General features: G+C 65.3%; 20 protein-coding genes and 1 pseudogene. 7 read left to right on the forward strand and 14 right to left on the reverse strand.

All coding sequences use genetic code 11. The features are described 5' to 3' along the window. Positions 1-4 precede the first annotated feature (4 nt). Entirely contained in the window at positions 5-1,219 is a 1,215-nt protein-coding gene (locus H5P29_RS22590) for a helix-turn-helix domain-containing protein (RefSeq protein WP_154387302.1), read from the reverse strand. Positions 1,220-1,319: 100 nt separating this feature from the next. Here H5P29_RS22590 and H5P29_RS22595 point away from each other — a divergent pair, with 100 nt between their 5' ends. Together H5P29_RS22595 and H5P29_RS22600 are read left to right on the forward strand one after the other, a co-directional pair. Beyond that, positions 1,320-1,613, forward strand: a complete 294-nt coding sequence (locus H5P29_RS22595; protein WP_154387301.1) for a hypothetical protein — start codon at positions 1,320-1,322, stop codon at positions 1,611-1,613. Between the two features lie 14 nt (positions 1,614-1,627). Beyond that, positions 1,628-2,320, forward strand: coding sequence for a thioredoxin family protein (locus tag H5P29_RS22600; protein ID WP_185910419.1), 693 nt, complete (start codon positions 1,628-1,630; stop codon positions 2,318-2,320). A gap of 69 nt (positions 2,321-2,389) precedes the next feature. On the opposite strand, the gene H5P29_RS22605 is transcribed toward H5P29_RS22600, so the two are convergent. The 9 genes from H5P29_RS22605 to H5P29_RS22645 all read right to left on the reverse strand — a co-directional run bounded on the left by H5P29_RS22605 (position 2,390) and on the right by H5P29_RS22645 (position 11,853). Next, entirely contained in the window at positions 2,390-3,376 is a 987-nt protein-coding gene (locus H5P29_RS22605; RefSeq protein WP_154387299.1) for a Gfo/Idh/MocA family protein, read from the reverse strand. 32 nt (positions 3,377-3,408) lie between these two features. Beyond that, on the reverse strand, positions 3,409-4,374 hold the full coding sequence (locus H5P29_RS22610; protein WP_154387298.1) for a Gfo/Idh/MocA family protein: 966 nt from the start codon (positions 4,372-4,374) through the stop codon (positions 3,409-3,411). A gap of 226 nt (positions 4,375-4,600) precedes the next feature. Further along, complete coding sequence (locus H5P29_RS22615) at positions 4,601-5,554, reverse strand: ABC transporter ATP-binding protein (protein WP_154387297.1); 954 nt, start codon at positions 5,552-5,554, stop codon at positions 4,601-4,603. Further along, positions 5,551-6,567 carry an ABC transporter ATP-binding protein gene (locus tag H5P29_RS22620; RefSeq protein ID WP_154387296.1) on the reverse strand — a complete coding sequence of 339 codons (1,017 nt, stop codon included), beginning with the start codon at positions 6,565-6,567 and terminating at the stop codon, positions 5,551-5,553. Before H5P29_RS22620 ends, H5P29_RS22615 begins: the two co-directional genes overlap by 4 nt. Before the next feature lie 8 nt (positions 6,568-6,575). After that, a complete protein-coding gene (locus tag H5P29_RS22625; RefSeq protein ID WP_154387295.1) occupies positions 6,576-7,493 on the reverse strand; it encodes a dihydrodipicolinate synthase family protein in 918 nt (305 codons plus the stop codon). Between the two features lie 22 nt (positions 7,494-7,515). Continuing rightward, entirely contained in the window at positions 7,516-8,424 is a 909-nt protein-coding gene (locus H5P29_RS22630; RefSeq protein ID WP_185910173.1) for an ABC transporter permease, read from the reverse strand. Continuing rightward, entirely contained in the window at positions 8,390-9,349 is a 960-nt protein-coding gene (locus H5P29_RS22635; RefSeq protein WP_067963766.1) for an ABC transporter permease, read from the reverse strand. Before H5P29_RS22635 ends, H5P29_RS22630 begins: the two co-directional genes overlap by 35 nt. Before the next feature lie 189 nt (positions 9,350-9,538). Next, positions 9,539-11,125: an ABC transporter substrate-binding protein gene (locus H5P29_RS22640; RefSeq protein ID WP_154387293.1), complete on the reverse strand. Its 1,587-nt coding sequence runs from the start codon at positions 11,123-11,125 to the stop codon at positions 9,539-9,541. Continuing rightward, on the reverse strand, positions 11,122-11,853 hold the full coding sequence (locus H5P29_RS22645; protein WP_154387292.1) for a FadR/GntR family transcriptional regulator: 732 nt from the start codon (positions 11,851-11,853) through the stop codon (positions 11,122-11,124). The genes H5P29_RS22640 and H5P29_RS22645 overlap by 4 nt, the downstream gene beginning before the upstream one ends. 436 nt (positions 11,854-12,289) lie before the next feature. Here H5P29_RS22645 and H5P29_RS22650 point away from each other — a divergent pair, with 436 nt between their 5' ends. Further along, positions 12,290-13,540, forward strand: a complete 1,251-nt coding sequence (locus H5P29_RS22650) for a YjhT family mutarotase (RefSeq protein ID WP_246670914.1) — start codon at positions 12,290-12,292, stop codon at positions 13,538-13,540. 347 nt (positions 13,541-13,887) lie between these two features. On the opposite strand, the pseudogene H5P29_RS32980 reads toward H5P29_RS22650, so the two are convergent. Then, a pseudogene (locus H5P29_RS32980) lies at positions 13,888-14,370 on the reverse strand (amidohydrolase); the annotation flags it as partial. Positions 14,371-14,512: 142 nt separating this feature from the next. On the opposite strand from H5P29_RS32980, the gene H5P29_RS22660 reads away from it, so the two are divergent. After that, positions 14,513-15,307, forward strand: coding sequence for a DUF1194 domain-containing protein (locus tag H5P29_RS22660; protein ID WP_154387290.1), 795 nt, complete (start codon positions 14,513-14,515; stop codon positions 15,305-15,307). A 79-nt stretch (positions 15,308-15,386) separates the two neighbouring features. On the opposite strand, the gene H5P29_RS22665 is transcribed toward H5P29_RS22660, so the two are convergent. Next, positions 15,387-16,361, reverse strand: coding sequence for a glycine reductase (locus tag H5P29_RS22665; protein ID WP_154387289.1), 975 nt, complete (start codon positions 16,359-16,361; stop codon positions 15,387-15,389). Positions 16,362-16,785: 424 nt separating this feature from the next. Between H5P29_RS22665 and H5P29_RS22670 the strand changes: the two genes are divergently transcribed. After that, positions 16,786-17,730: an ankyrin repeat domain-containing protein gene (locus H5P29_RS22670; protein ID WP_154387288.1), complete on the forward strand. Its 945-nt coding sequence runs from the start codon at positions 16,786-16,788 to the stop codon at positions 17,728-17,730. A 73-nt stretch (positions 17,731-17,803) separates the two neighbouring features. Here the strand turns inward: H5P29_RS22670 and H5P29_RS22675 are convergent, their stop codons facing one another. After that, positions 17,804-18,553 carry an NYN domain-containing protein gene (locus tag H5P29_RS22675; RefSeq protein ID WP_154387287.1) on the reverse strand — a complete coding sequence of 250 codons (750 nt, stop codon included), beginning with the start codon at positions 18,551-18,553 and terminating at the stop codon, positions 17,804-17,806. 718 nt (positions 18,554-19,271) lie between these two features. Beyond that, positions 19,272-20,420, reverse strand: a complete 1,149-nt coding sequence (locus tag H5P29_RS22680) for an amidohydrolase (protein ID WP_185910174.1) — start codon at positions 20,418-20,420, stop codon at positions 19,272-19,274. A gap of 363 nt (positions 20,421-20,783) precedes the next feature. Here H5P29_RS22680 and H5P29_RS22685 point away from each other — a divergent pair, with 363 nt between their 5' ends. Next, positions 20,784-21,101 (forward strand): protamine-2 (modular protein), encoded by a 318-nt coding sequence (locus H5P29_RS22685; RefSeq protein ID WP_154387285.1) that lies wholly within the window; start codon positions 20,784-20,786, stop codon positions 21,099-21,101. Between the two features lie 99 nt (positions 21,102-21,200). After that, on the forward strand, positions 21,201-21,797 hold the full coding sequence (locus H5P29_RS22690) for a hypothetical protein (protein ID WP_154387284.1): 597 nt from the start codon (positions 21,201-21,203) through the stop codon (positions 21,795-21,797). The last annotated feature ends 83 nt before the right edge of the window (positions 21,798-21,880 follow it).

The raw sequence follows: 21,880 nt of genomic DNA on the forward strand, positions 1-21,880 counted from the left end.
CATACTAGCCGGAAATGCCGGTGGCGGGGAGCAACAAGCTTGTCGGGAATCCGGGCACGCTTGAGGCGATCCAACGGCAGGCCCGCCCGCGTCCGAAGGCCTCGACCTTGCCGTCATGGGCAAGCTCTTCGAGCGCCCGCTGCACCGTGCGCGGGCTCACGCTCAAGGCCAGCGCCAATGCCGAACTCGACCAGGCCTCGCCGTCGCCGAGCAGAGCGAGCACTTGGCCGTGATCGCTTTCGACGGGCGGCGCCAGCACGGCGACATCGGCCCTGGGCCGCAGGACGAAACCGTCCCGCGTCGCGCTCAGCGCCGCCAGCGGCCTGATCGCCTCGCGCAGCCGGGCGATTTCGACGCGCAGCCGCGCACGGTGCGTCTCGTCGGCATGCCGTGCCCCGAACGCGCGTCTGAGCAGCGTTTCGCGCGCAACATCGTCCGGCCATGCCTCGGCGAGCGGACGCATGAGAGCGAGCAAGACGGGACGGCTGGCGAGCGGAACCAGCTTTGTTCCTCTGCGCACCACGTTGCGGCAGGCGTCGACGACAAGCATATCGGAGGCCAATAAATTTTCGACCTCTTCGAGATCGAGGAGCCGCCCGACGCCGCGGCTGACCAGGCGCGCCGCGGGTGCTGCGAATGCCCGCACCGCCTGGTCGACCTCGGCCGCGAGCGCCGGAATGCGCGCGTCCTCCGCCGCCCGCCTTGCCCGGTCCAGAGCGTTTCTCGCCGGCCCGGTCTCGATGCGCCGGATGGCTATGCCCGCCACCACCAGTTCGCGCCCGACCCGCGACGCCGGCGGCAGGGCAGCGGCGTCGAACGCAGCGAGCACCCTTTCGGCGTCATCCAGGCGGCCGATCAGCAGAAGGTGCCGGGCCTGGAGATAGCCGGCATGGGCTGCGTTCCTGCGGTCACCTGATGCTTCGAGCACCGTCCGTGCCGCATCGAGCGTTTGCAGGGATCGGCCGAGATCACGCGACACAAGCGCGATTTCGGCTTCGGCCAAGGCACAACGCGCACGGGCCAAAGGCTCTTTCGGGCCGAAGCCACGCGCCGCGCTGCGCAGAAGCTCCCTGGCGCGCGCGAGGTCGCCGAGTTGCGCCATGGCGATGCCACGCAACGCCAGCGCCGGCGGGTCATCGCGCAAGGCGACCCGTTTCAGCGCAGCGAGAGGGTCGCCAGCCGAGAGCGCCTGTGCGGCGGCAGTGATCAGCTGGTCCATAAAAATCCCGTCACCTTTGTAACTCTCACCTGCCCCGTGCCCGCGCTAGCCTGTTCGTATCGCAACCGCTGAACCGGCGAATTGGATGAGAGGACCTGTCATGACGATGCGCGCAGCACCAGAAAAGGCCGCTTCGTCGCCGAGGGCAACGATCGACGCTGCCGGTTGGCTTGGTCTCGCCGTCGCGCCGACCTGCGCGCTGATGGCCTGGATTTCCGCTGTCGGCTCGCCCGGCATGACGATGTGCTCGGCAGCCTCGGCCTTCGCGCCGATCAACGACATGGCCCTCATGTATGTGCTGATGAGCCTGTTTCACCTGTCGCCGTGGCTGAAGTTCCTTTCCGCCCGTTCGCAGCACACCACTACACCCGTCACCCAAACCGAAGGAGACTGACAATGCAACACTCTGTGCAACACGCTGTTGTTTCGCACGATGACTGGCTGACTGCCCGCCGAGACCTGTTGAAAGCGGAGAAGGAGCTCACGCGTCTTCGCGACAAGGTCGCCCGCGAGCGGCTCTCTTTGCCCTGGGTGCGCATCGACAAGGACTATGTGTTCGACACGCCGGAGGGTCCGCGCAGGCTGGCCGATCTCTTCGACGGCCGGTCGCAGCTTCTGGTGCAGCATTTCATGTTCGCGCCGGGATGGAAGGAAGGTTGCCCGAGCTGCTCCTACATGGCCGATCACACCGATGGCATGAACAGGCATCTGGCGCATCACGACGTCACCATGATCGCCGTCTCGCGCGCGCCGCTTGCCGAGATCGAGCGCTACCGCAAACGCATGGGCTGGCAGTTCAAATGGGTGTCATCCCTAGGCAACGACTTCAACTTCGACTTCCGCGTCAGCTTCACGGCCGAGGAGGTCGCCAGCGGACACATAGACTACAATTTCGGCGAATGGCGGGAAACCGGCGCGGAATGGCCCGGCGTCAGCGCCTTCTACAAGGACGGTTCGGGCGAGATCTTTCGCACCTACTCCACCTACGGCCGCGGCGTCGAGGTGATGATGGGCACCTACAACATGCTCGATCTCACGCCGAAGGGGCGCAACGAAGCCGAGGGAATGGACTGGGTGCGCCGCCACGATCGCTATGCGTAGCCGCCCCAGTGGCACGACGACCGGATGGCAGCGCGAACATGAGGGGAGCGCCGACCGCTTCGACGCCCCCTACTCCACCGCCACCTCCCGGCGTTCGCGCGAGGCCTTGAAGGCGGCCTCGATGCAGGCGACGACGTGGAGGCCGTCTTCGGCTGTCACGGGCGGCGTGGTGCCGTCGCTTATGGCCTTGATAAAGGCCTGCCACTGGCGGACGAGGCCGCGGCCGGCGACATCCCTCTCGATCGAGTTTTCGACCGGCTGCCATGTGAGGTCGCGGCCGAGGGTCACGCCGTTGAAGAAATCGACAGTGAGCACGCCGCGATCGAAGGCCAGTTCGTCGCCCGAGATGAAGGCGCCGTCGGCGTAACCGATGCTGGCGACCTGGCCGACGGCGTCGTCGCCGAAGCGGAGCAGCAGAAGGGCCACATCGTCGGCCTTCTGCTGGTGGAAGGCGGTTGCCGCAATGGCGCTGACATGGGTGGCGGGGCGGCCGGCAAAGGCCAGCAGCCGGTCGAGCGCGTGAATGCCGGCGGTGAACAGCATGCCGCCGCCGGTCGCCGGGTCGAGGTGCCAGTCGCGGCGGTTGCCTTCCATCCAGAGCTTGACCATGCGGCTCGAGCCATAACGCATCGCCCCCAGGCCGCGCTCGTCGATGACCTGCCGTGCGGCGAGATAGGGCAAGGTGAAGCGCATGGTGTGGCCGGGCATCAGCACGACGCCGGCGACATTGGCCGCTTCCATGATGCGCCGGCACTCGGCGACCGTCGGCGCCATCGGCTTTTCGACCATGATGTGTTTGCCGGCCTGAGCGCAGGCGATGGCGACCTCGGTGTGCAGATGGTGCGGCAGCGCCACCACCACGGCGTCGACGTCAGGATCGGCCAAAAGCGCGCGATAGTCGAGATGGCCCTTGCCGCCGAATTCTTGGGTGAAGGCGGCGAGCCCGTCGGCATCGTTGCGGCAGGAGGCAACGAGGCGCGCGCCCTCGACGTCACGCAAGGCACGCGCATGCGCCGCGCCGAAATGGCCGGCGCCGATGATGCCGATCCCGAGCATATTTTTGCCTCCCCTAGATATGGCAGCCATGGTCACGCTCCTTGCAGCGCGTAGCAGCGGTCGATGATGGCCATGGCGCGCCTGGCGTCGAGAAGCGACACCGCTGGCGGCCGGCCGTCGGCCAGCCGCTGCAGCGCATCAGCCATGACGTCGTGATACCGGCGGGCGATCGGCGTCGCCGGCAGCTCCGTCTGTCCCTCGTCATCGAGGGTCGCCAGCGCCAGCCGGTCGCCCAGGTCGCTCAGCGTGGCATTCCCCGTGGACACCCGCCATTCGAACAGGCCGCGTTTCATCGAGGCGTAGGTGTAGCCGGCTTCGACCAGCCCGAGCATGCCGTCGGCGGCGCGCAAGACGATGGCCGCATAGTCTTCGACCTCGGTGCCGTGAAGCGGGCGCCCGAAGGAGGCGCTTGTTATCTCGACCTCCTGCCCGGCCGCCAGCATCAGGAAGGCATTGATGCCGTGGATGCCGAGATTCCTGAGCGCGCCGCCGCCGCCGATTTTCGCATCCAGCACCCAGGCGACGCCGTCGTCGACATAACGTTGCGGCGGCCCGTTGATCAGGCGGAAATGCGAATGCGAGATCGGCCCGCGCCGCCCGGCGGCGTCGAGATCGCCGAGTGCCGCCAGCATCGCCATGCCGTGCGGCAAGGCCATCGCGGCAAACACACCCTTGCGCTGTGCCGCCGCGATCAGGGCGTCGGCGGCTTCAGCCGAAATGCCCAGGGGTTTTTCGAGCAGAAGCGGTACACCGGCCTCGATGACCTCAAGACCGCGTTCGACGATTTCGAACGGCCGGCCCATGACGACGGCCAGATCGGCACCTTCCAGCGCAGCCTGCGGGCTCGGCGCGACAGGGCAGCCGAATGTCTCGGCGAAACCGGCCGCCGCTTCCGGCGCGGGGTCCCAGGCGCATGCAATCTCGGCGCCCGCGGCGAGCGCCGCGTCGCCATGCATCGTCGCATGCCAATGGCCGACACCCAGGAAGCACAATTTCATCGGAGACCCCAATTTTGAAACGACCGACGCGACGGCGCGACCCGGGATACCGGCCCAGCACGGCGGCTCAAGGCAGCCGCTGGACAGCTGATGGAAACGGGTTCAGACACCTGTCTAACCTTTTGTTTTTGCGCACTTCCTTGGCAAAACCGCCGCACAGTTTTCCTGGAATTGCGCATTTGTCTTTGCGCAACTCCTAGGGAAAAGCGCCGCCCGATGTCCTGCGCTAGAGATCATCGCGGATGCAGGCCTTGAAATGCCCCGGCCTGACCTCGCGCAGCTCGGGTGCTGCTGTTGCACAAGCGTCGAGTGCGCTGGGGCAGCGGGTGCGGAAGACACAGCCGCTGGGCGGATTGGCCGGGCTCGGAATGTCGCCCTTGAGAATCTCGCGCGTCTTCTTCGCTTCCGGGTCCGGCGACGGGATCGCCGACATCAGCGCCCTGGTGTAGGGGTGCTCGGGCCTGGCGTAGAGATCCTCCGTCGTGGCGATCTCCATGATGCGGCCGAGATAAAGCACGATGACGCGGTCGCAGATATATTCGACCACGGCGAGGTCGTGCGAGATGAACAGCATCGTCAGGCCGAGCCGCTGCTGCAGGTCGCGCAACAGATTGACCACCTGCGCCTGGATCGACACGTCGAGCGCCGAGACCGGCTCGTCGGCGACGATGAATTCGGGCGCCAGCGTCAGCGCCCGGGCGATGCCGATGCGCTGGCGCTGGCCGCCGGAGAATTCATGGGCATAACGATTGATGGCATCTGCCGGCAGCTCGACCTGTTCGAGCGCTTTCTTCGCCCGCTCCAGCCGCTCCGCCCTGGTGCCGATGCCCTGGATTTTCAGCCCCTCGGTCAGAATCTCGCCGATGGTCATGCGCGGTGACAAGGAGGCGTAAGGGTCCTGGAAGATGTATTGCATGCGCGGCCGCCGGCGCCGCATCTCGGCGCTGGACAGTTTTGTGATGTCGGTGCCGTCAAAACTGACCTCGCCCGCCGTCGGCTCGATCAGCCGGAGCACCGAGCGGCCGATGGTGGTCTTGCCGCTGCCGGACTCGCCGACGAGGCCGACAACCTCGCCCTTGGCGACGTCGAAGGAGATGTTTTCGAGGATCTTAAGGGTCGTGCTGCGCGTCTGGTAATGTTTGGCGAGGCCACGGACCGAAAGAAGCGGCTGAGACGTCATCGGGCGATCTCCTGCCAGCGGATGCAGCGGCTGCCATGGCCGGCAGCGACGCTTTCGAGTTCCGGAATTTTGTCGCGGCACGCCGCCACGGCAAAGCTGCAGCGCGGCGCAAAGGCACAGCCGGCGGGCATGTCGGCGAGGCTCGGCACCATGCCGGGAATGGCGTTCAGCTTCTCGCCGGCGCGCTTCATGGCGCTGGCGGCCCCCAGCCGCGGCATCGAGTTCAACAGGCCAAGCGTATAGGGGTGGCGCGGGTTGCGGAACACCTCGGTCACCGGGCCGAACTCGACGATGCGGCCGGCATACATCACAGCCACGCGGTCGGCGATCTCGGCGACGACGCCGAGATTGTGGGTGACGAACAGAACGCCCATGCCGCGCTCGCGCTGCAGGCCCTGCAGCAGCTCGAGGATCTGCGCCTGAATGGTGACGTCGAGCGCCGTCGTCGGTTCGTCGGCGATCAGAAGTGTCGGGTCGCAGGCCAGCGCCATGGCGATGGTGGCGCGCTGGCGCATGCCGCCCGACAGCTCATGCGGATACTGGCCGGCACGGCGGCGGGCATCGGGAATGCCGACCTTGTCGAGCAGGGCGACCGCCGCCTCCAGGGCTGCGCTGCGGCCGGTGCCGCGATGCACCCGCAGCGATTCCGAGATCTGGTCGCCGATGCTGTAGACCGGGTTGAGGCTGGTCATCGGCTCCTGGAAAACCATGCCGATGTCGTTGCCACGGATGCGCCGCATTGCTTCCTCGTCGAGGCTGACGAGGTCGCGGACATTGCCGTCCTTGCCGCGGAACAGCATCTCGCCGGCATCGATCGCGCCGATGCCGCGGGCCAAAAGCCGCATCACCGACAGGCTGGTGACCGACTTGCCCGAACCCGATTCCCCGACGAGCGCCACCGTCTCGCCGGCATGCACGACAAGATCGATGCCGTTGACGGCGGCGATCTCGCGGCCGCGCACCCGGAAGACGGTTCTCAGGCCCTTGATCTCGAGGATGGGTTCGGTGCGCATCTGAAACCTCAGTTGAGCAGGCCGACCGAGCGCAGGATCTCGTCGATCCGGGCGGTCTCCGCGTCGTTGAGGGCGGCGCGCGGGCGGGCCATGACATTGGTCGAAATCACGCCGAGGCTGCGCATGGCGGTCTTGAAGCCGCCGACGCCGGTGGCGCCACCGCTGACGCGGCCGGCAGCGACCCAGACGATCTCGAACAGGCGGCAGAGCCGCTCCTGCTCCTTGCGCGCGGCTTCCCAGTCGCCCTTCTGGGCGTGGTTCCACAGGCGGACATAACCTGCCGGATCGACATTGGCGAGGCCGGGCACGACGCCATGCGCGCCCATCTGCAAGGCATTGTCGACGACGATCTCGGAGCCGGTCATCAGGAACACGTCCTTGGTGTCGGCAAGGTCGCTGAGTGCGTAGCGGAAATTGCCGTCGTCGCCGGAAGAATCCTTGAGGCCGATGATGGTGCCTTCTCTCGCCAGCGTCACCACCGTCTGGCGGGCGAGCTTGGTGTGGACGCAGACCGGAATGTCATAGGCAATCAGAGGAATGTCGACGGCGTCGCGGATGATGCGGAAGTGGTCGAGCGTCTCAGCCTGGCTGGTGATGGTGTAGAAAGGGGCGGTGACGACAACGGCGTCGGCGCCGACGTCTTTGGCAGTCCGGGCGTGGCGGATGACGCGATCGGTGGTCGGGTCGATGACGCCGGCAATGACCGGCACCCGGCCATTGGCGACCTTGACGGTGTGTTCGAGGATCTTGCGGCGCTCGGCATCGTCATAAAACACCACCTCGCTTGTCGACCCCAACGGGAACAGACCGTGGCAGCCATTGTCGATGAGGTATTCGAGGACACGTGTGTAGGACGCGTAGTCGACTGTGAAATCGTCGTAAAGCGGGGTGACGACGGGAGGAACGACACCGAAGAATTTGGACATTTTTTGTTTCTCTTCCAGAGGGTTAGTTGAGGTCGGCGCGGGGGTCGAAGGCGTCTCGCAGCCCGTCGCCGATGAAGTTGATGGCAAGCACGACAAGGACCAGTGCTGCGCCGGGGAACAGCCATTGCCAGGGGAATTGTTCGAGCACCGCCGTCGAGCGCGCGGCGTTCAGCATGTTGCCCCAGCTGGCGGCCGGCGGCGGCACGCCGAGGCCGAGGAAAGACAGGCCGGCTTCGAGCAGGATGGCGTTGGCGACCTGCAGCGTGGCGTAGACGACGAGGATGTCGATCGAGTTGGGCAGGCCGTGGCGGAACAGGAGATGGCCGAGGCCCGCCCCCATGCCGCGCGAGGCCATGACAAATTCGCGCTCACGCAGTTCGAGCAGCCGGGCGCGGATCATGCGCGCCAGCACCGGCCAGGACAGAAGGGCGATGACCACGACGGTCGACCAGATGCCCGAGCCGACGATGGAGGCGAGCACGAGCAGAAAGATGACAGGCGGCAGCGTCATGGCGAGGTCGACCGAGCGCATGGCCAGCGCGTCGGCCCAGCGGCCGCCAAAGGCAGAGATCGCGCCGACGAGGAAGCCGATGGCAGTCGACAGCACGACCGAGGAGACCGCCACCAGAAGCGAGATGCGGCCGCCCTCCAGCGTGCGCGCCAGCACGTCGCGGCCGACGCCGTCGCTGCCGAACCAGTGTTTCCACGACGGGGCGCCGTTCATCGCCAGAAGGTCGATGTCGTTGGGCTTGTAGGGCAGCCACAGCGGATAGGTGAGCACGGCAACGAGCATCGGCAGAAGCAGCGCCGCGCCGAACAGGGCCGCCCGGTTCTGGGTGAAGCGGTTATAGGCACGGGCCATCGGGCCGGTCGAGGACAGGGTCAGAACGCTCATGTCAGGCCACCTGGATGCGCGGGTCGATGACCGCATAGGCAAGGTCGGTCAGGATGTTGACCACGATGACGCAGGCGCCGATGACCAAGGTGGCGCCCATGATGACGGGATAGTCGCGGGTTTCGACGGCGCTAATCAGAAGCAGGCCCATGCCCGGCCAGTTGAACACGCTTTCGATGAAGATGGCGCCGCCGACGGCAAGGCCGATCGTCGAGCCGATCAGCGTGACGACGGGCAGCAGCGCGTTGCGCAAGGCATGCTTGGTCACCACCCAGAACTCCTTGACGCCCTTGGCGCGGGCCGTCCTGACATAGTCCTGGTTCAGCACTTCGAGCATCGAGGCGCGCATGTAGCGCATGATCAGCGCGGCATGGCCGATGGACAGAACGCAGGCCGGCAGGATCAGGTGGTGCAACAGGTCGGCGATCGAGAAATCGCTGGCCGGCGTCAGCATGCCGCCGGAGGGCGCCCATTTCAGCCTGACCGAAAACAGGTACAGGCCAAGGAAGGCGGTCAGGAAGGCGGGGCTCGAAATGCCGAGCAGCGCCAGCACCGAAAAGGAATAGTCGGGCAAGGAGTTGCGGCGCACGGCACTGACGATGCCCGAGGCGATGCCGACAACGATGGCGATCGCCAAGCCGGCGCCCATCAGAAGCAGCGTCGGGCCGATGCGCGAGACGATCAGGCCTGACACCGTCTCGTTGAAACGCTGCAGCGAGTGGCCGAGATTGCCCTGCACGGCCTGCGACAGCCAGGCGAGATATTGCACCGGCAGCGGCCGGTCGAGGCCGAGCTGCGCACGAAGCGCGTCCATCGCCTCCTTCGACATGGCGACGTTGGGGTCGATATAGGCGTCGATCGGATCGCCCGGCGTCAGCTGCAGCAAGACGAAGATCAGCACTGTCAGTGCGAGCAGCATGCCGAGCCCGATCAACAGGCGATTGAGGCAATAGCGGAGCATTGGGGCTCTCTGTCTAGGGATAGCCAGGCCAGCGGCGGCAAGTATCCAGCAAGAAACGGGCATCCAGCAAGAAACGGGCTCCAGCAAGAAGCTGGCGTCCGGGGGGAACAAGCTTCCGGGAGCAAAAAGCGTCCGGAAAAAATGGGAGGACGGCCACTGGGATGGCCGCCCCCCGAGGGAGGAGTTGGCCTAGTCGGCGATCGACCACTTTTCCGGGTGGGCCTGGTAAGGACCACCGGCAGGCGCCGGCGTCCAGACGAAGTCCTTCAGCTTGCTCGACGCCACGCCGTAGCGGTTGGCGACCCACATCGTGCCCCAGGGCAGGTTGGCGTTGGTCGCCTTGCAGACGTCCTGGTAGCGGGCGTCGCGCTTGGCGGCATCCGTCTCGGCAAGGGCTGCATCGAGCGCGTTGGTCACCTCGGGCATGCGGATGCGCATCAGATTGGCGCCGGCCGGCGGGATCTGCTTTTCGTTGAGGCCGATGTTGATGTTGGAGGCGTCGGGGCCGTTCTGCAGGCCGGCATAGATCAGCGGGAAGTCGCCGGCATTGCCCGACTGCTGGTAGACGACCGAATTGTAGGTCGGCGTGTCGACGGCGCGCGGCACGATGTTGATGCCGACCTGGGCCAGCATCGCCTGCATGGCGGCGAGCACGTTGGTGGCGAGCGGCGAGGTGTAATAGGTCAGGATGGTGATCGGCTTGTCGCCGTTGATCTTGTCCCAGCCGGCCTCGGCGAGCAGCTGCTTGGCCTTCTCGGGATCATAGGCGTATTGGTCGATGCCCTGGGGCACCAGGCGGTCGGCGACATAGACGCAGTTGGCCGGTTTTGCGGCGCCGCCATAGAGGCTCTGGATGATGGCGTCGCGGTTGATGGCATGCATGAAGGCCTGGCGGACCTTGAGGTCCTTCCACAAAGGCACTTCCTGGTTGAAGCCGACATAGTTGACGACATAGGAATCGCCCTCGATGACGGTGAAGGCGTTGTCGCCGGTGAAGGTCGAGACGTCGTTGGAATCGACATAGGTGAACTGGATCTCGCCGGCGCGGAGCGCTGCGATGGCCGCTGCCGGATTGGCGAAATAGCGGTTGATCAGTTTTTCCGCCGCCGGCTTGCCGCCGTGAAAATCGGGGTTGGCGGCGAGCTCGACATACTGGTCGGCGACATATTTGGTGAACTTGAACGGTCCGGTGCCGACAGGCTGCGTCGACCACCAGGCATTCTTGGCGATCTGTTCCACAGGGATGGCGGCGAGCGCATGCTCGGGCAGCATCATCAGCTTGGTCAGCGTGTCGAGCATGCTCGGCGTGGCGGAGCTCAGCTTGACGATCACGGTGCGGTCGTCGGGGGTCTCGACGGTTTCAATGGCGCCGAGGCGGGCGGCAAAGACCGAGCCTGCCTTGTCGTTCTTGGCGAGCTCGATGGTGAACTTCACGTCCTTTGCGGTAAACGGCTTGCCGTCGTGCCACTTGGTATCAGTGAGCTTGAAGGTGTAGGCCTTCTGGTCGGGGCTGACCTCGTAGCTGTCGGCCAGCGCGCCGATGATTTTGGCGAGCTTGTCGTCATAGATCACCAGCGGCTCGAAATAGGTGACCAGCCAGGTGAAACCGCCGGTGGCGGCCAGCGGGTTGAAATTGCCCTGGAAGCCGCCGGGGCCGACATCGAAGCCGCCCGAAATGGTGGCGCCTGCGGCATTGGCCGGCGCGGCCATCGTGGCAGCACCTGCGAACAGCGCCGCCGACAGAGCAAGCGCCGAAATCATTGTCCTGTAGTTCATGTACTCCTCCCGTTTGACTGATGTGTCTTGTTGTCGGCGATCACTTTGGTGATGCCGGCATAATGGTTGGCGAGCCGGTCCCTGGCGGCGGCGAGATCGCCGGCCTCGACCGCGTCGACGATGGCCGCATGGTCGCGCCAGGTCTGGACCGGGTCGGCATTGTCGAGATTGACGAAGTCGGAGGCCTTGTAGAAGGCGAGCCAGAACACCTCGATCAGCCGCGACAGCACCTCATTGTCCTGGCAGCGGAACAGCAGATAGTGGAAGTGGCGGTCCTCGTCGGGAAAGCTCTCGCCGCGTTCGGCCAGCGCCTTCATCTTGTCGAGCGTCTCGCGCAGTTCGGCGATGTCGTCCTTGCCGATCAGCTCCAGCGTCCTGTCGATGAGGCCGACCTCCAGCGTGCGCCGGATGGTGATGACCTCCTCGATCTGCTTCAGCGCATCACCCAGCCCATAAGCCAGGTTCTCGAGCAGCGGCTCGAAGGAGAACGCCTTGACGAAGACGCCGATGCCGCGCCTCGACTCGAGCACACCGAGCGACTCCAGCGCCTTGATGCCCTCGCGCACCGAGTTGCGGCTGACGCCGAGCTGGGTGGCAAGCTCGCCTTCCGGCGGCAGAGGTGCGCCGGCGGCAAGGCCGTTGTCGTCGATATAGGCACGCAGGCTCTCCTGCACGGACACATGCAAAAGCGGCGCGCGCTTCAGGGGCTTGATCGATTTCAGGCTCATTTTCGTCTCCGGTTGCCTCTGGGCGTTCCGAAAAACAGCTACCGGTGAGTTGATTACCCACTTGTAGGATATCTGTCAACGGGATATTGGATTGCCCACTTGTTGCTTATTTCCAGCTGAGGGATAGCGCAGATGCCGGGAGGACCGAAGTCCATTCGCCGCGACGCGCCGGCCAAGGCTCGGTCGTCCACAGCTGACCAGCCGAAGCCTCACCGTTCGCCCCGACCCGCCGCAGTCTCACCGTTGAGCCCCGACCGGCCGGCGACGCTGCGCCGCTTCAGCCGAAGCCGCCGCCGTCGACACCAGCCCTGCTTGTCGGCGCACCGCGTCGGCCACGCCTGCACGCAACACCAAGGAGAGGAGTGCCCACATGCCCGAAAATTCGCCCCTGCCCCGCAGATCGCCCATTCCTAGCAAATCCCTGTTGAGAGCTCTCATGACCGCCGCCGCAATCTCCCTGTCCACGTCCCTGTCTCAGGGGGCGGCGATCGCCGCCGAGGCCTGGCCGGACCTGCCGGTCGGCATCAAGAGCGGCATCGCTGCCCGCGTCGGCGATACGGTCTATGTCGGGCTCGGCTCGGCCGGCACCGACCTCTACGCGCTCGATCTGGGCAACCCCGCCGCGGGCTGGGCCAAGCGCGCCGCCTTTTCGGGTCCTGCCACAAATGGCGCTGCAGCCGCCGTCTCGGGCTCAAGAATTTTCGTCTTCTCCGGCAATGGCAAGGCAACAGCCGAGGCCAAGTCGCCTGTCATCTTCGACACTGTCTATGCCTATGACACTGTCGCCGACGGCTGGAGCAAGCTCGACACCACCACCCCTGTCGGACTGTCGGGCGCCAGGGCGTTGGCGCTGACCGACGGCCGCATTGCCCTTGTCGGCGGCTACAACAAGGAGCTGTTCGACAAATACCTCGCCGACGTCGCCGCCACCGACAAGGAGACGAACCCGGAGGGTTTCAGGAAGCTTGTCGAGAGCTACATGAGCATGGAGCCCCGGGACTACCGCTGGAACGCCAAGCTACTGGCCTATGATCCCAGTGCGAACAGCTGGAGCAGCCTCGGCGACAGCCCGTCCCTGCCCAATTGCGACGCAGCCGTGGTGGCCGAGGGCGACGACGCGTTCACCCTGATCAGCGGCGAGATCAAGCCGGGCCTGCGCACGCCTGAGGTCAAGAAGGTCACGATCGACGGCCCCGCCGCCGCCTGGCTTGCGCTGGCCGACCTGCCCAAACCTCAGGCGGACGAACGCCAGGAAGGTGTTGCCGGGGCCTTTGCCGGGCAGGCCGGCGGGGCCATGCTCGTCGCCGGCGGCGCCAACTTCGTCGGCGCCCAGGCCAATGCCGCTTCAGGCAAGTGGTTCGCCCATGACGGCCTCAAAAAAGGCTGGCGCGACGAAGTCTACGCCTATGTCGGCCAGACGTCCGGCGACAAGGCTTCCGGCGACAAGGCTACTGGCGGCAAGGCTTCCGGCGACAAAGCCGCTGGCGACAAGGCCGCTGTCGACAAGGCGTCTGGCGGCAGCAATTGGCAGGAGGTCGGAAAACTGCCGACCGGGCTCGCATACGGCGCCTCGTTCCCGCTACCAGAAGGCCTGCTCATCGTCGGCGGCGAAGACGGCAACGCCACACCGCGCCGCGAGGTCTTCCTCTTGAGGTGGGACGGCAAGGACCTCTCGATCGAACACTGATCGCAGCCAGGCCGTCGTCGCTCTTCTTTGGCGGGGGCGACGCCTGCCGCTCGGCCGCCCCCGTCCTTCGTCATCCCAGGGCGAAGCAGGAGCGCAGCTCCGTCGCGGAGACCTGGGGATTCATGCCGTGACCTCGCGGCAGCGTACAGACGTTTCAGAACGCGTGTTCTTTCCTCCACCCGCCCCACATTCCTCACCTTCCGCTCATGCCTTGAATCGCAAAACCCCGCCATCCCTTTGTTTCGACGCAGGAAAAGGCGCTGGCTGCCCCAGCCGAGCAGAGTATCAGCAACGCGGGCAAAGACCCGCACCCCGATCGGGATCAGGTCGTCGGGAAAATCATAATCGGGATTGTGCAGCGACGGGTGCGCCTCACCGGCGCCGAGGAAAAACATCGCCGAGCTGGCCGAGCGGCCGAACAGCCAGAAATCTTCCGAGGCCCGTTTCGGCAGGGCCTCTTCGCTGTGGCTTATGCCTTCCGCGTCCAACGCCTGCCTGAGATGGTCGACCGCATCTTCGGCATTGACGCTGGCGACGAAGATCTCGTGGTAGCTGACGGCGTGGTCGAGGCCGGACGCCCCTGCCGTTTCCGCCACCAGCTGTTCGGCGGCCTGGCACAGGCTCGCCATGGCATCGTCCTGTCGGGTCCGCAGGCACGCCCAGACCTCGGCCTGTCCCGGCGCGATGCCGAACACCGCCTCGCCCATCGTCGCATGGGTGACGGTGACCATGCGAAAGCCGTCATCGGCAAAAGTCGCTCTGCCCAGGCCGGGGAATGCGGTGATCAGCTCGGCCACGGCGAGACGCGGCGAGATGCCGGTCTCGGGCATGGAGGAGTGCCATGTGTTCGTTACGCGCCGCCTGCTATCCGCTTGCCCGCTATCCGCTTGCGCTAGATCCTTCGGTCACCTGTCAGACGTCAAGGATGTGGCGTAGCATCCGACCTGGTCACCCGAGGGATTGGGGGGCAAGATGGGCGTTGACGGGTTTCGACCGGCGGCCGTCGTCGCGGTTCCAGTTGCGGCCGTCAACGCCGTGGCCCGGCCGCTGGCGATGCTCGCAGTCATGACGCTGCTTTGGGCTCCACCCGCACATGCCGCCGATGTCGACACAGCGATCGTGTTCGCAGTCGATGTCTCGGCATCCATCGATCCGACCACGGCCAGCCTGCAGCGCGACGGCCATGCCGCGGCAATCTCCTCACCCGAGGTTCTTGCGACCATTGCCCGCAGCCGTAGCGGCTGCATCGCCATCACCTATGTCGAATGGTCGAGCCAGGGACAAATGCGCCTGGTGGTGCCGTGGACAAGCGTCTGCGGCGGCGCGGACGCGCAAGCTGTCGCATCTGGCATCCGCAACGAGGGCGACAGGGGTTATGGATGTCATACATACTGTGCGACATCCATTTCGTTCGCGATCGACCTGGGCGTTCTGCTCCTTGAGAGCTACCCTGGACATGCCGCCCGCAAGATCATCGACATCTCGGCCAATGGCACCAACAATGACGGCGTGCCGGTTGAAGAAAGCCGACTGCGGGCGATCGCCAATGGCTGTACGATCAACGCAATCGCTCTGCCGGAGGTGGTACGCGGCATTCCGCGCGATCTCACCCGGTATTTCGCCGACAGCGTGATTGGCGGTCCGAACGCCTTCGTCATGCCACTGTCCACCCCGCGCGACTATGCGCTGGCGCTCAGGTGGAAGATGGTGAGAGAAATAAGCCAGTCGATCAGCTCGCCCGGCGAGACAATGCTCGCCCACCGGTAGTTGCCCGTTGGTGACGACGAACCCGCCTCACGCGGCTGCGCGGGCTTCCGGGGCGGGCCAGGCGTTCGAGGCGGCTTGGTCAGGACAGCGGATCATGCGTGGGCACGGCAGCAGTGTCGGGCTTGGCGTTTTCGCGCAGCGTCCTGGCCAGGGCCTTGCCTTTGTCGAACTCGGCGCGACGGCGCGCAATCTCCTCGGCGGAGATGCGGTCCGCATTCTGATAGTCGAGCTTCCAGTCGGGGCTTGCGCCCCATACCAGCGGCGATTGCACGGTCGTACGGGCAGCGGGCGCCCGCTCGAGCACGTCAAGGGCAAGCTGCAGCGTTGCGGCTTGAGAAGCCGGATCATTGGGCCGCCCCGCGGCATTGCCAAGCGGAAAATCCGAAAACAAAAACCGCGGCACGCCGACAAACTCGACAATGTCCTTGGCGCAGCCCATCACGACAGTGGCTATGCCGTTGGCTTCCAGCGCGCGGGCGGCAAGGCTGACGCTTTGATGGCAAACAGGGCAATTGGCGACCAGGATGGCCGCGTCGACGGCATCGCCGCGGCAGCGCGTTACGATTTCCGCACAGTCGACTTCCAGTGTCGTGCGATGGCTGCGATTGGTTGGAAGCCCGTGGAAACGCGGCGCCACCGGCCCGGTGCGGCAGCGCTCCGCCGCGCGACGCATTTCCGGGAGCGGAAAGTAAGTGCCGGAATCCTCGGCCGTGGTGTGCTTCCGGTCAATGGCGACGTGCGAAATGCGCAGATCGTGGTCCTGGGAGCTATCGCCGGAATAGACGGTGTAGAACTTCGCCGCAGCGTTGTAGGCTGCGCCAGGTCCCTGATCGCCCTTGCCGGGCTGATAGGGCGCTGCCGTTGTGACGATGGTCAGGCGACAGTGCTTCAGCGGTTTTTGCAGCGGTTGAAACGGCACGGTGGCATAGTGTGCCCACCTGTATGGCTCGCCATAACCAAGCGCCAGATAATAATCGCGGATGCGTTGCATGTAAGGGACCGGCGCATCATCGGCAGACGCGAAACCGAACCTGTCGCCCTGCGCGCTCGTCATCGCTGCAAGATCGCTCCGTCAAACGACTATGCCGTATTGATATCAGGATCGAACGGCTGCGCCATTGAAATCTGCTAAGCGCAGCCTGTCGCGCTGATCCTCTCGTCTGGGCGGAACCGCCCAACGGCCTGCAATGGGCCGGTCGCGCCGCTGCTGCCATGGTGCCCCAGGCCGGCGCCGCCGCGCCTGCCGCCGCCACTGGCCGGCGCATCACCCGCTGCTACCGGCGGCGTGTCTGGTATCGACACTGGTAGCTGACGGCATCGGGCACATGGCCGCTCGGCTTGCGGCTCCGGAACGGTCATTTTCCAGGCATCCGAATTCCAGCCATCCGGACCCTCGTCCGCCGGCCCGGGCGTTGTCGCCGGTTGGCCCTTGGCCTAATATGAGCACGCCCTGAAATTCCTCAGCCCGCGAGGATGCAATGATCAAGCAGGCACGCCTGTCGGTGACAGGAGCCCGGTCGGCGATAGCGGCCCGGTCGCTAATCGGGGCGTTGTCGCTGCTTTGGCTCCTGGCGCTGCCGGCCCAGGCGAACGAGCTGGGCGATCTTGTCAGAAACGGCGACGCCGCGGCGGTGACTTCGGCCCTGGACAAGGGTGCAGCCATCGACGAAATCGACGGTGTGACGGCGCTCTACATCGCCTGCGAAACCGGAAATGCCGCGCTGGCGGACCTTCTGATCAAGCGTGGGGCGGACGTCAACCTGCCCGTCAGCTGGCAGCGAACGCCGCTCTACGCCGCCAACAAGGCCGGCTTTGCCGACATCGTCAAACTGTTGCTCGGCCATGGCGCCGATCCAAACCAGCTGGCGAAAGGGCAGACCCCGCTGCATGTGGCTGCCGAGACCGGCTGCCTTGCCTGCGTGACTTACCTTGTGGAGGCCGGGTCCGACGTCAACGCCCTGACGTCGAATGGAAGTCCGCCCATCCATCTGGCCAAGCTCGCCGGCCACGACGACGTCGTCGCCTATCTGCACGGTCATGGCGCGGCAGGGCCGACAGTCCAGCCGATTTCGCCGCGGCTTGCGTCGGCAGATGCGCAATCGGGCAAGGACGTTTTCGCCAAGACCTGCGCGGCCTGTCATCTCTCGGCGCCTGGGCTCAAGGTTCCGAAACGCGCCAATCTGTGGGGCATCGTCGGACGGCAGAAGGGGTCGCAGGGCGATGTCCAGTATTCGTCAAGCCTGAAGCAGGCCGGCGGCGTCTGGAGCTTCGAGGATCTCAATTCTTTCATCGCCAACCCCGCCCTCACCTTGCCTGGAACAGACATGTCGTTCCCGGGACTGGCGGACGACAATCAGCGTGCAGATCTCATCGCCTACCTCAGGACCTTGAGCGAGACACCGCTGCCGCTTCCCGGCAAGTGAGTGCCTGACAGGCTCAAATCGAAACGGATGTGAACGCGCTGGAGCCGGCAAGCGGCCCTCAATGGGAAGCTGGTCACGACTTCTGCTTGGGCTTCGCTGGCACCGGCTTCTTGCGGATGCGCATGCCCCGCCCTTCCGGATGTTCGATCTCGAAGACATTGGTTCCGCGGACGAGATCGCTGAGCTTGCGGAAGCCGAAATTGCGGGGATCGAAGTCGGAGGACAGGTTCGCCAACTGCTTGCCGACCGCCGACAGCGATGCCCAGCCATCTTCCGTCTCGACCTGGTCGAGAACCCGGCGGATGATCGGCGCGGCCGCACTCGGCGGCTGCAGCGGCTTGGATTTGCTTTCTGCCGCCTCCGCATTGGCCGGCGCATCGGGCAGCAGGTTCTCGGTGTAGGTAAAGCGTCGACAGGCCTGGCGGAAACTCTCCGGTGTCTTCTGCTCCCCGAAGCCGAAGACATCGACCCCCTGCTCGCGGATACGCGCCGCCAGCCGGGTAAAATCGCTGTCGGACGAGACCAGGCAGAAGCCGTCGAAACGGCCGCTATGCAACAGATCCATCGCATCGATGACCAGAGTGATGTCGGAGGCGTTCTTGCCGGTTGTGTAAGCGAACTGTTGCTGCGGGATGATGGCGTGCCGTGCCAGGACATCGATCCACGCTTTCGATCGCGGGCTGGCGAAATCGCCATAGATGCGCCGGACGCTGGCCTCCCCAATCTTTGCGATCTCATCGAAAAGACCGTCTACGATCTTGGCGGACGCATTATCTGCATCGATCAGTACAGCGAGGCGCGGAGAGCGATTGTCGTTGGCCATTGCTGGAAGACCTTTCAGCCGGGTTGCCGGCCCATCACGCGTTTCGTTGAACAGCTGATCTAACTCGGTTCACAGTTCAATGGAGTTCCGACTTGAAGTGCAAGCCATTGGTCTGCGCCGGATCAACTTCAGAAGATGCGCGCCATCACCTTCCCCAGCCGGTAACCGGTCCGTCCGCAAGCGACCTGAAAGCCTGCCAGACTGCATAAGGGGTCCGCCAACCGGCACAAGGACAACGCGGAAATCAGGCCGGCCCACGCATCGTTTTGGCCGGCCGCCCCCTCCCTTCGTCATCCTAGGGCGAAGCAGGAGCGCAGCTCCGTTGCGGAGACCCTGGGATCCATGCCGTGACCCTTGTCACCGGGCTCAAGCGGCGCAGGACGCGTGCTCTTTCTTCCACCCACCGCACAATCGTCACCCTCACGGCATGGATCCTCGGGTCAAGCCCGAGGATGACGAAATCGAGAGGCGGCTCCGGACGCCCCTGGTCACCACCCAAGTCTGCGACGCCCCCCACACTTTCGTCATCCTAGGGCGAAGCAGGAGCGCAGCTCCGTCGCGGAGACCCTGGGATCCATGCCGTGACCTCGCGGCAGTGCACAGACGGTTCAGAACGCGGGCTCTTTCTCCCCCCGACATCCCTCACCTTCCGCTCATTCTTTGAATCGCAAATCCTCTCTATCTCTTTGTTTTTACACTGGGAAAGGCGCTGGATGCCCTAGCCAAGCAGAGTATCAGCGACGCGGGCAAAGACACGCACCCCGATCGGGATCAGGTCGTCGGGAAAGTCATAGTCGGGATTGTGCAGCGACGGGTGCGCCTCACCGGCGCCGAGGAAAAACATCGCCGAGCTGGCCGAGCGGCCGAACAGGCCGAAATCTTCCGAGGCCCGCATCGGCAGGGCCTCTTCGCTGTGGCTTATGCCTTCCTTATCAAGCGCCTGTCTGAGATGGTCGACGGCGTCCTCGGCATTGACGCTGGCGACGAAGATCTCGTGGTAGCTGACGGCGTGGTCGAGGCCAGACGCCCCTGCCGTTTCCGCCACCAGCTGTTCGGCGGCCTGGCACAGGCTCGCCATGGCATCGTCCTGCCGGGTCCGCAGGCACGCCCAGACCTCGGCCTGTCCCGGCGCGATGCCGAACACCGCCTCGCCCATCGTCGCATGAGTGACCGTGACCATGCGAAAGCCGTCATCGGCAAATGTCGCTCGGCCCAGGCCGGGAAAGGCGGTGATCAGTTCGGCCACGGCGAGGCGCGGCGAGGTGCCGGTCTCGGGCATGGAGGAGTGCGCGGTCTTGCCCTTGAGCCGCACCCGCATGCCGCGCGAGGCGCAGTTGACGGTGCCGGCCTTGAGCCTGACGTCGCCGAGCGGCACGCCGGGCAGATTGTGCAGCGAAAAGGCGTAGTCCGGCGCAAGCTCCTGATAACGTGGATCGGCGACGACGGCGGCCGCCCCGTCGCCGGTTTCTTCGGCCGGCTGGAACATCAAGACGACGCGGCCGCGCGCCGGGCGTTTGCGCCCCAAGCGCCGGCCGAGCCCGGCCAGGATCGCCATATGGCCGTCATGGCCGCACATATGCGAGGTGCCCGGCACAAGCGAGGCATGCGCCACACCGGACAGCTCCTCGATCGGCAGCGCATCGAGCTCGCAGCGAAACAGCACAGTCGGCCCCGGGCCGGCACCGTTATAGACGAGCGCCACGCCATGCCCGCCCAAACCGGTCAACACTCTGTCGGGATCGGTGTCGCGCAGGAATGCCACCACGGCTGCGGCAGTGTTTTGTTCCGCGTTGGAGATCTCGGGCTGCTGATGCAACAACCTGCGCCAGGCCGTCAGTTCCACCACATCGTGATTGCTCAGGCTCACTTCGAACGCTCCCGCGGTTTTTGTCACGACGGCCGGCCGGTCGGCTCCGAAAGCAGCAAAACGCCCCGTTTGACGACCATAACCGCTTTGGCCCGCTCCCACATGCGGCGGCTTGCAGGAATTGACGCGCACGCTTGCGCAAAACCAATGCGGCAGCCTCGGCCTGCGGCTTGAGCCACGGCGTCGTGCCGGCGGCACCTCGTGCCCGCCGACCGCGCCGCCGGCATCGTGCGGTCCGCCAACCGGACCCAGATCGCCGCAAATGTTGCCACGCAGCCCCTCGCGCGCCCCGCCTCGCCCAGGGAACCATCCACCCGACAGCTGGTTGACCGACATGTCATGTCGACTTTTCAGGAGGTTCCAATGGACCGTCGATCATTCTTGACCAGCATGCTCGCCGTGGCCGGTGCTGCGGCCGTCGCCACCATCGCCCAGCCGATCGAGGCCTTTCCGCTGCGCCCGACGGCACGCGGCGGCATCCTCGACGAACTTGACGGCCCGCCCGCGCCCGAGGACGGCCGGGATGAGGCCACGCCCGTCAACCACCGCAATTGGCACCGGCGGCCGCGCCGGCGCCGCCGCCGCGTCTGGCGCCGCTACTGCCGCCGCCACTGGTACCGCGGCCGCCGCGTCACCCGCTGCTACAGGCGGCGTGTCTGGGTCTGGTATCGCCACTGGTAACGGCTGACGGCATCAGGCAGGAGGCCCGCTTCGTTCAGCGGGCCCTCTTGCGCAAACATCCCCGACAGTGATGATGCGGCGCGCCTTGGGGAGGGCTGGATGGGACACGACAAACGATGGCCGGGCTGGCTCGCCGGCATTCTGTGCGGGCTTGCGACGCCTGCCCAGGCGGAAGTTGCCTATGGCATCGAGATGGCGGCGGATCCAGCACTTCATGGCTGTGTCAATGACGACCAGCCGCCCGGCATCTTCATCTGCCGCAATGTGCGTTTTCCCGATTCACGCATCGCCGCCTATGCCGTCAAGGCATTCCCCGACACCGGCATATGCTGGCTCATGGCCGCCAGCCGGCCCGAGGACGCCGACCTGATGGGCCAGTCGATCCGGGCAACGACCGACCTGTTTGCCGCCGAGCTCGCCCTGAGATATGGCCGCCCGCAGCAGCGGGTCGACGGCATCGTGAACGGCGCAAAAATCCCGGAAGACGAGACCTGGCTGGAAACACTGATCCGCGAGGACCGCGAATATGATCACCACTGGACAAGCGTGCCGGCCGAAGCCCAGGCCCGCGGCATCAGGGAAATCTCCGTCTCGGCATACGGCCTCGAGGATGGCCGCACTGTGGTCCACATCGAGTACTTCCTGGCCAATCACGACGCTTGCGTGGAAAACGAAAAGAAAGTGCAGGCAAAATGACTGTCAGGACTGACGGATCAAAGAACACCCTCTTGCACAAACGCCATGCCTAGCGATGATAGACTGAGATCAGGGGGAGATTT

It is taken from the genome of Aminobacter sp. MDW-2 (assembly GCF_014250155.1).
Classification (GTDB): Bacteria; Pseudomonadota; Alphaproteobacteria; order Rhizobiales; family Rhizobiaceae; genus Aminobacter; species Aminobacter ciceronei.

Excerpts from the sequence above, each read along its gene's own strand:
- H5P29_RS22605 (WP_154387299.1), bottom strand. The coding sequence starts at position 3,376 with ATGCTCGGGATCGGCATCATCGGCGCCGGCCATTTCGGCGCGGCGCAT.
- H5P29_RS22660 (WP_154387290.1), top strand. The coding sequence starts at position 14,513 with ATGGGCGTTGACGGGTTTCGACCGGCGGCCGTCGTCGCGGTTCCAGTT.
- H5P29_RS22625 (WP_154387295.1), bottom strand. The coding sequence starts at position 7,493 with ATGTCCAAATTCTTCGGTGTCGTTCCTCCCGTCGTCACCCCGCTTTAC.
- H5P29_RS22640 (WP_154387293.1), bottom strand. The coding sequence starts at position 11,125 with ATGAACTACAGGACAATGATTTCGGCGCTTGCTCTGTCGGCGGCGCTG.
- H5P29_RS22595 (WP_154387301.1), top strand. The coding sequence starts at position 1,320 with ATGACGATGCGCGCAGCACCAGAAAAGGCCGCTTCGTCGCCGAGGGCA.
- H5P29_RS22690 (WP_154387284.1), top strand. The coding sequence starts at position 21,201 with ATGGGACACGACAAACGATGGCCGGGCTGGCTCGCCGGCATTCTGTGC.
- H5P29_RS22670 (WP_154387288.1), top strand. The coding sequence starts at position 16,786 with ATGATCAAGCAGGCACGCCTGTCGGTGACAGGAGCCCGGTCGGCGATA.
- H5P29_RS22665 (WP_154387289.1), bottom strand. The coding sequence starts at position 16,361 with ATGACGAGCGCGCAGGGCGACAGGTTCGGTTTCGCGTCTGCCGATGAT.
- H5P29_RS22630 (WP_185910173.1), bottom strand. The coding sequence starts at position 8,424 with ATGCGGTCATCGACCCGCGCATCCAGGTGGCCTGACATGAGCGTTCTG.
- H5P29_RS22685 (WP_154387285.1), top strand. The coding sequence starts at position 20,784 with ATGGACCGTCGATCATTCTTGACCAGCATGCTCGCCGTGGCCGGTGCT.
- H5P29_RS22590 (WP_154387302.1), bottom strand. The coding sequence starts at position 1,219 with ATGGACCAGCTGATCACTGCCGCCGCACAGGCGCTCTCGGCTGGCGAC.
- H5P29_RS22620 (WP_154387296.1), bottom strand. The coding sequence starts at position 6,567 with ATGCGCACCGAACCCATCCTCGAGATCAAGGGCCTGAGAACCGTCTTC.
- H5P29_RS22645 (WP_154387292.1), bottom strand. The coding sequence starts at position 11,853 with ATGAGCCTGAAATCGATCAAGCCCCTGAAGCGCGCGCCGCTTTTGCAT.
- H5P29_RS22635 (WP_067963766.1), bottom strand. The coding sequence starts at position 9,349 with ATGCTCCGCTATTGCCTCAATCGCCTGTTGATCGGGCTCGGCATGCTG.
- H5P29_RS22650 (WP_246670914.1), top strand. The coding sequence starts at position 12,290 with ATGACCGCCGCCGCAATCTCCCTGTCCACGTCCCTGTCTCAGGGGGCG.
- H5P29_RS22675 (WP_154387287.1), bottom strand. The coding sequence starts at position 18,553 with ATGGCCAACGACAATCGCTCTCCGCGCCTCGCTGTACTGATCGATGCA.
- H5P29_RS22610 (WP_154387298.1), bottom strand. The coding sequence starts at position 4,374 with ATGAAATTGTGCTTCCTGGGTGTCGGCCATTGGCATGCGACGATGCAT.
- H5P29_RS22615 (WP_154387297.1), bottom strand. The coding sequence starts at position 5,554 with ATGACGTCTCAGCCGCTTCTTTCGGTCCGTGGCCTCGCCAAACATTAC.